Origin of the sequence: Thermomonas sp. (assembly GCF_025993755.1) — a bacterium.
Taxonomy (GTDB): Bacteria; Pseudomonadota; Gammaproteobacteria; order Xanthomonadales; family Xanthomonadaceae; genus Thermomonas.
Map to the genome: position 1 here is coordinate 1 of NZ_JAMQHN010000068.1, position 6,842 is coordinate 6,842.

Annotated in this window: 7 protein-coding genes and 1 pseudogene; 4 read left to right on the forward strand and 4 right to left on the reverse strand. The window is 66.7% G+C overall.

The features are described 5' to 3' along the window. A pseudogene (locus Q0X16_RS04845) lies at positions 1 to 355 on the reverse strand (urocanate hydratase); the annotation flags it as partial. Positions 356 to 501: 146 nt separating this feature from the next. Here Q0X16_RS04845 and Q0X16_RS04850 point away from each other — a divergent pair. Both Q0X16_RS04850 and Q0X16_RS04855 read left to right on the forward strand, forming a co-directional pair. Beyond that, the gene (locus Q0X16_RS04850) at positions 502 to 1,758 is read left to right on the forward strand and encodes an ectonucleotide pyrophosphatase/phosphodiesterase (protein ID WP_297831300.1); all 1,257 of its coding nucleotides are present in this window, start codon (positions 502 to 504) and stop codon (positions 1,756 to 1,758) included. Positions 1,759 to 1,847: 89 nt separating this feature from the next. Beyond that, the gene (locus Q0X16_RS04855) at positions 1,848 to 2,354 is read left to right on the forward strand and encodes a methylated-DNA--[protein]-cysteine S-methyltransferase (protein WP_297831303.1); all 507 of its coding nucleotides are present in this window, start codon (positions 1,848 to 1,850) and stop codon (positions 2,352 to 2,354) included. A 69-nt stretch (positions 2,355 to 2,423) separates the two neighbouring features. On the opposite strand, the gene hutG is transcribed toward Q0X16_RS04855, so the two are convergent. Then, entirely contained in the window at positions 2,424 to 3,407 is a 984-nt protein-coding gene (hutG, locus tag Q0X16_RS04860; RefSeq protein ID WP_297831305.1) for a formimidoylglutamase, read from the reverse strand. A gap of 120 nt (positions 3,408 to 3,527) precedes the next feature. Here hutG and hutI point away from each other — a divergent pair, with 120 nt between their 5' ends. Beyond that, positions 3,528 to 4,748, forward strand: a complete 1,221-nt coding sequence (hutI, locus tag Q0X16_RS04865) for an imidazolonepropionase (RefSeq protein WP_297831309.1) — start codon at positions 3,528 to 3,530, stop codon at positions 4,746 to 4,748. A 208-nt stretch (positions 4,749 to 4,956) separates the two neighbouring features. Here the strand turns inward: hutI and Q0X16_RS04870 are convergent, their stop codons facing one another. Then, positions 4,957 to 5,130, reverse strand: a complete 174-nt coding sequence (locus Q0X16_RS04870) for a 30S ribosomal protein THX (RefSeq protein WP_297831311.1) — start codon at positions 5,128 to 5,130, stop codon at positions 4,957 to 4,959. Between the two features lie 66 nt (positions 5,131 to 5,196). Next, a complete protein-coding gene (locus tag Q0X16_RS04875; protein WP_297831314.1) occupies positions 5,197 to 5,649 on the reverse strand; it encodes a MerC domain-containing protein in 453 nt (150 codons plus the stop codon). A 79-nt stretch (positions 5,650 to 5,728) separates the two neighbouring features. Between Q0X16_RS04875 and Q0X16_RS04880 the strand changes: the two genes are divergently transcribed. Continuing rightward, positions 5,729 to 6,842: TonB-dependent receptor plug domain-containing protein (locus tag Q0X16_RS04880; protein ID WP_297831317.1), on the forward strand; the 1,114-nt coding region annotated here is incomplete at its 3' end.

A 6,842-nucleotide genomic window follows, 5' to 3' on the forward strand; every position in this document is an offset into this window, starting at 1 on the left:
CGTGGAAGTGCTCCCACGTCGCCCAGTGCGGCACCAGGTTGGAATTGGCGATCAGCACGCGCGGGGCGTCGGTGTGGGTCTTGAACACGCCCACCGGCTTGCCCGACTGCACCAGCAGGGTCTCGTCCGGATTCAGCTCGCGCAGCGCCTTCAGGATCGCGTCGAAGCACTCCCAGTTGCGCGCGGCGCGGCCGATGCCACCGTACACCACCAGCTCGGCCGGATTCTCCGCCACCTCCGGATCGAGGTTGTGCTGGATCATCCGGTAGGCCGCCTCGATCTGCCAGTTCTTGCAGCTCAGTTCAGGGCCCTTGGGCGGATGGATGACGCGGGTGGAATCAATACGGGTGGACATGACGTTTCCCTGCGATGGACGCGACCTAGGGATTATCGCACCCACGCCGATAGCGTCCCATCGCGACTCCCCCTGCGTGGCCCGCCAGCGCTCAAGGCAACCTTTGGGCCATGCCGAACGTTGGCGGAATCGAATACCATCGGCCGATGTTCGCTTTGATCCGCGCCAGCCTGCTGCTGGCCCTTGCACTGGTCGCCGGCTGCGCCACCCGGCCGCCTTCCGCCACCCGACCGCCGCTGTTGCTGGTGTCGATCGACGCCCTGCGCCCCGGCGATGTCGATGCCAGTCAGATGCCGGTTCTCAACACCCTGGGCGAGCAGGGAGTGCGGGCGGCGTGGATGACGCCCTCCTATCCCAGCAAGACCTTTCCCAACCATTACACGCTGGTGACCGGCCTGCGCCCCGACCACCACGGCATGATCAACAACTCCATGTACGATCCGGAACTGGGTGCGTTCAGCCTGTCCTCACGCGAGGCGGTGCAAGACCCGCGCTGGTGGTCCGGCGGCGAACCGGTGTGGATCACGCTGCAACACCGCGGCGGTCGCGCCGCCACCATGTTCTGGCCGGGGTCGGAAGCCGCAATCCAGGGCGAACACCCGATGGACTGGCGCGTGTACGACGAGCACCTCAGTGCCAAGTCACGGGTGGATCAGGTGCTTGCATGGCTGGATCGACCGGCCCGCACCCGCCCGCAATTCATCACTCTGTACTTCGAGAACGTCGATCATGCGGGGCACGAAACCGGCCCGGATTCGGCGGAAAGCCGTTCGGCGCGCGCCGAAGTGGATGCGGCGCTCGGACATCTGCTCGACGGGCTGCGACAGCGCGGAATGCAGGACAGGATCAACCTGATCGTGGTGTCGGACCACGGCATGGCCAACATCACCGGGTTCGAATATCTCATCGACTACCTGCAGCCGCATGGCATCGGGCTGGACGCCATCGACATCGTCACCACCGGCGCGCTGGCCGGCATCAACCCGCGTCCGGAACAGAAAGCCGCAGTCGAGGCCGCATTGCTGGGTCGCCATCCGCACGCCACCTGCTGGCGCAAGCAGGACCTGCCCGCTCAGTGGCATTACGGCACCCACGCACGCATTCCCGCAATCCTGTGTCAGGCCGATCCAGGCTGGATGTTGCTGAAAAGCAACCCCGGACGCGCCCTTCACGGCGGCGGCGCACATGGATATGCGATCGAGGAACCTGCCATGCGCGCGACCTTCATCGCCAATGGTCCGGCGTTCCGCCACGGCGTCACGCTGCAGCCGTTCGACAACGTGGACGTCTATCCCCTGCTGATGCGCCTGCTGGGCCTGGCACCCCTGTCCAACGACGGCGACATCACACCGCTGCTGCCGGCGCTGCAGGACGGCCTTGAACAACCGCACCCGGGCCTGTGAAGAAAGCGCCCGACGCGCCAACGCCTCTGGTTTAGGATGATCGGGTCTGTGAAGGCGCGTCATGCGCGCGAATGGATGAGGAGCCCCCCATGATCCTGTTCCGCCGCATCGAAAGCCCGATCGGGCCACTGCTGATCGCTTCCGACGAACGCGGCCTGTGCAACATCGAGTTTCGCCAGAGCAGCCATCCGGCCGACCGAGGCGCATGGCAGGGCGGCAACAGTCCCGTGCTCGATGCCACGGAGAAGCAGCTCGACCAGTACTTCTCCGGCAAGCGCCATACGTTCGACCTTCCGCTGTCGCCCCACGGCACCGATTTCCAGCTGCGCGTCTGGAAAGCCCTCCAAACGATTCCCTACGGGCAGACCATCAGTTACGCGGAGTTGGCGCGACGCGTAGGCAATCCCAAAGCCTCGCGTGCCGTCGGACTGGCCAACGGCCGCAACCCGCTGTCGATCATCGTGCCCTGCCACCGCGTGATCGGCGCCGACGGCAGCCTCACCGGCTATGGCGGTGGGCTTGCGATCAAGGAATTTCTGCTGCGGCTGGAGGGCGCACTGCCGGAAGTTGAGTCGGGATTGTTCGCAACGGCCTAACGCTGCTGACGTTTGGCAGTCGCTTGGGTAGTGCGCCACGCGCACGATGGTCGCGGCCAAGGGCCGCTCCTACGGGAAGATTGCGTCTGCAATTGTGGGAGCACGCCTTGCGCGCAATGCGCGCATCGCCGCGTGGCTGACGCGGTGGATCAGCCGCGCCGCAACCCGTGCCGTGACGTTGTCGCGGTCGTAGGGTGGCGAGAATTCGGCCACGTCCATCAGGCGCAGCTTGCCGGTTGACGCAACCGCATCCAGCAGCGGCTCAACCACCTCCATCGGCACCCCGCGCGCGGCCGGTGCGCTGACGCCCGGCGCCATCGCATGCGGCAGGCCGTCGATGTCGATGGTCTGGTAGATCACGTCAACCCCGGCCAGCCGTTCGCGCAGTTCGACCAGCCGCTGCGGCAATTCCAGAAGGCCAAGCTGATCGTCCATCACGTAATGCACGCCGAGCGCATCAGCGGTGTCGAACAGCACGCGGGTATTGGCTGCGGCGCTGATGCCATAGACGTGGTACTGCAGGTCGATCCCCAACACACCTGCATGTTCGATCGACTGCAGGAACGGCGTGCCGCTGCTGCCCTGTTCCTGGCGCCGCAGGTCGAAATGGGCGTCGATGTTGACGATCGCCACCTTCGGCCGACGCCCGCCCAGATGCCGCGCCAGACCCTGCCAGCTGGCAAAGGCGATCTCGTGCCCGCCGCCCAACCCGACCGCGAAATGTCCGGCATCCAGCAGCGCCGCCATGCGCTCGGCATATCGCAGCTGCGCGCCTTCCAGATCGCCATCGGTGCAGGCCACCGTCCCCGCGTCGTAAAGCGACGTGTCGTCCAACGTCGGCAGGTTCGACAGCATCTTGCGCAACGCCGCCGGGCCTTGCGCCGCGCCCACCCGTCCGTGATTGCGGCGCACGCCTTCGTCGCAGGCGAAGCCCAGCAATGCGACGCCCGGCGCAGCACCTTCCGTCACCGGCCGAACCCACTGGTGCCAGCGCCGGGTCGAGGCGTCTTCGGGCAGATCGACCCGCCCGCCCCAACCTTCCATCTCGCTCATGACCGCTCCATTGCAGGGTTCCTTGCGCGCCATTATGGAACCTCGTCGCGCCTTCGCGTTCTGGCCGACTTCAGCGCGGGTGTTCATAATCGGACGGACGCCCGCCGCCACGGAAACCCCATGTCCGAATCCCCGCAATGGGACCTGCTGCTGACCCACGCCACTCTGGCCACGCTGGACGGGGCGGCGCCGTTCGGCCTGATCGAGGACGGTGCGCTGGCCTGCAAGGATGGAAAGATCGCATGGGTCGGTCCGATGGCGCAGCTGCCCGAGGGGGCGACCGCCGCACAGGAAGACGACCTGGGCGGCGCCTTGATGACGCCCGGGCTGATCGACTGCCACACCCATCTGGTCTTCGCCGACAATCGCGCACGCGAATTCGACATGCGGCTGAACGGCGCCAGCTACGCCGACATTGCCCGCGCCGGCGGCGGGATTCTCTCCAGCGTGCGCGCGTTGCGCGCCTGCAGCGAAGAGGCCCTGTTTAATGAATCCCTTCCGCGCGCGCAGGCGCTGCTGGGCGACGGCGCCTGCACGCTGGAAATCAAGACCGGCTACGGGCTTGAACTCGAATCCGAACGCAAGATGCTGCAGGTGGCGCGACGGATCGAAGCGGCGCTTGGCATCGGCGTGCGCACCAGCTTCCTCGGCCTGCACGCTCTACCACCGGAGTACCAGGGCCGTGCCGACGACTATGTCGAAGCAGCCATCGACTGGTTGGCGATCCTGCACGCCGAAGGACTGGTCGACGCGGTGGACGCCTTCTGCGAAGGCATCGGATTCACCCCGGCGCAGACGCGGCGGATATTCGCGGCGGCACGCGAGCTTGGCATCCCGGTGAAGCTGCACGCCGACCAGCTCAGCGATCTGGGCGGAGCCATGCTGGCCGCCGAATTCGACGGCCTGTCCGCCGACCACATCGAATACAGCAACGAAGGCAGCGTGCAGGCGATGGCGCGTCACGGCACGGTCGCGGTGCTGCTGCCGGGCGCGTTCCACGTCCTGCGTGAAACGAAAATGCCGCCCGTGGATCTGCTGCGCCAGCACGGCGTGCCGATGGCGGTGGCCACCGACTGCAATCCCGGCACCTCACCGCTGCTGTCGCTGCGGCAGGCGATGCAACTGGCCTGCACCCACTTCAGGCTGACGCCGGAGGAGTCCCTGCGCGGCGCAACCGTCCACGCGGCCAAAGCGCTGGGCCTGTCCGACCGCGGCACGCTGCGCGCGGGTCTGCGCGCCGACTTGGCGACATGGGATCTGGGCCATCCCGCCGAACTGTGCTACTGGCTGGGTGGTCGATTCCTGCGCGCCGCGTATGCCGCCGGTCGACGCATTGCCTGAGACTCACGGCCTGCTTGCTGCCTACGGCGAGACAAACACCCGGAATTTTTGACGCGGATTGACGCGGACAAACGCGGATTTTTCAGGAGAAATTTGATCCGCTCTTTCCGCGTTCATCCGCGTCCAGAAGCCTTTCCATTTCCCCGGCCCGGAAACGCGAAAGCCCCGCATCTGCGGGGCTTTCTGGTCGACGCGAAGAAACCTCGGCTCAGGCCGCGGTCTTCTTCACCGCCTTTTTCGCGGCCGTCTTGGTCGCCGTCTTCTTCACCGCGGGCGCCGCCGCGCTGCCGGCGGCCTTCTTCACAGGGGTCTTCGGCCGCGCGTTGCCATAGCTGGCGTTGAAGCGCTTGCCCTTGGCGGTCTTGGTATCGCCCTTGCCCATCGGTCTTGCTCCTGGATCGGTTCGTTCGGGAAGTGGATCGCGGCGTGCGCGAGGACGGACATTCTATCACGCGGTTTCGTGCGTTGAATCGCGCCTCGCACCACCACACCGCCCACTGGCGCAGGACGCACCGTGCACATGGCCGTGGTTCAGGCGCAGATTCTGCCAGTGCGCCAGTCCCACCAGAACGCCGCCGAAGGTCATCACCAGCGCATGCGGCAGCACCGAATGATGCAAAGGCGCATACAGGATCGCCAGCCACAGCGCCGCCAGCCCCGGCAGCAGCAGCCCCAGCGCGCGCACGGCGCGGTGGCGACGGTAGCCCCACACCAGCACCGCCAGCCCGAACAGGCTGGCGAAGGCCACGAACGCGGCCTCGAAGCCGTCGCCCAACCACACCGCCAGGCCCAGCGAAGGCAGAGCGGCGATCAGCAGCGGCAGCAGCGCGCAATGGATCGCGCAGATCAGGGATCCGGTTGCGCCGATCCGATCGAACGCGGCGGGTACACGATCATTCATCGACAGCGTGACTTCAGGCAGGGTCGCCTTTTACGTTTGTTATGTTATAACGTTTTCACATTTGAAGCAAGCCGGATTGATGCACAAACACGACTCATCCCCCCTTCGGCGCGCCGCATTGGCCGCAGCCATCGCCTTCGCCTTCGCAGCTTCCGCCCACGCCCAGCAGACGCCCGCGGAAGCTGTCCGGCAGTCGCCCACCAGCGACACCCGCCATGCAACGGGAACCGACGACCACCATGCCACCGAGCTCTCCGGCGTGGTGGTGACTGGCAGCGCCCTGCGCGACACCGCCGCGACCCTGGGCAGCCCGACCGAGGTGCTGTCAGGCGAACGGCTGGACGAGAACCGCGCCGCCAGCCTCGGCGAAACCGTGTCCAGCGTCCCCGGCGTGCAAAGCTCGAACTTCGGCCCCGGCGTCGGCCGTCCGATCATCCGCGGCATGGACGGCCCGCGCGTGGCAGTGCTCAGCGACGGGCTGTCCAGCCAGGACGTCTCCACCGTCAGCCAGGATCACGCGCCCGCCGTCGAGCCCTTCCTCGCCGACCAGATCGAAGTGCTGAAAGGCCCGTCCATTCTGATGTTCGGCAACGGCGCCATCGGCGGCGCGGTCAACGTGGTCGATGGGCGCATTCCCGAATACGCCATCGACGGCGGTTTCGGCGGTCGCGCGGAAACCCGCTTCTTCGCCGGCGACCAGGGCGGCAACACCAGCATGGCGCGGATCGACGGCGGCAGCGACCGTTTCGCGCTGCACGCCGACGCCGTCCATCGCCACGCTTCCGATTACGACACCCCGCAGGGGCGCCAGCTCAACTCCTTCATCGACACCCGCTCGGGTGCCATCGGCGGCTCGCTGCTGGGCGACTGGGGCTTCGTGGGGCTGTCCGCCTCACGCTTCGAGGACGCCTACGGCAACCCCGGCGAACCCGGCGATCCGGCGGCCGGTGAACGCGGCGTCCATTTGCAGATGCAGCAGCAGCGCTATCAACTGAAGGGCGCGCTGCGCGATCTCTGGGGCGAAGGCAACGGCCTGCGTTTCGCCGTCGGCCACACCGGCTACGACCACACCGAGTTCGAAGGCGACGTGCCCGGCACGGTCTTCCGCAATAATGACAACGAAGGACGCGTCGAAGCCTGCATCGGACTCACAACCGACTGGCAGGGCGCACTCTGCGTACAGGTGTCCTCCA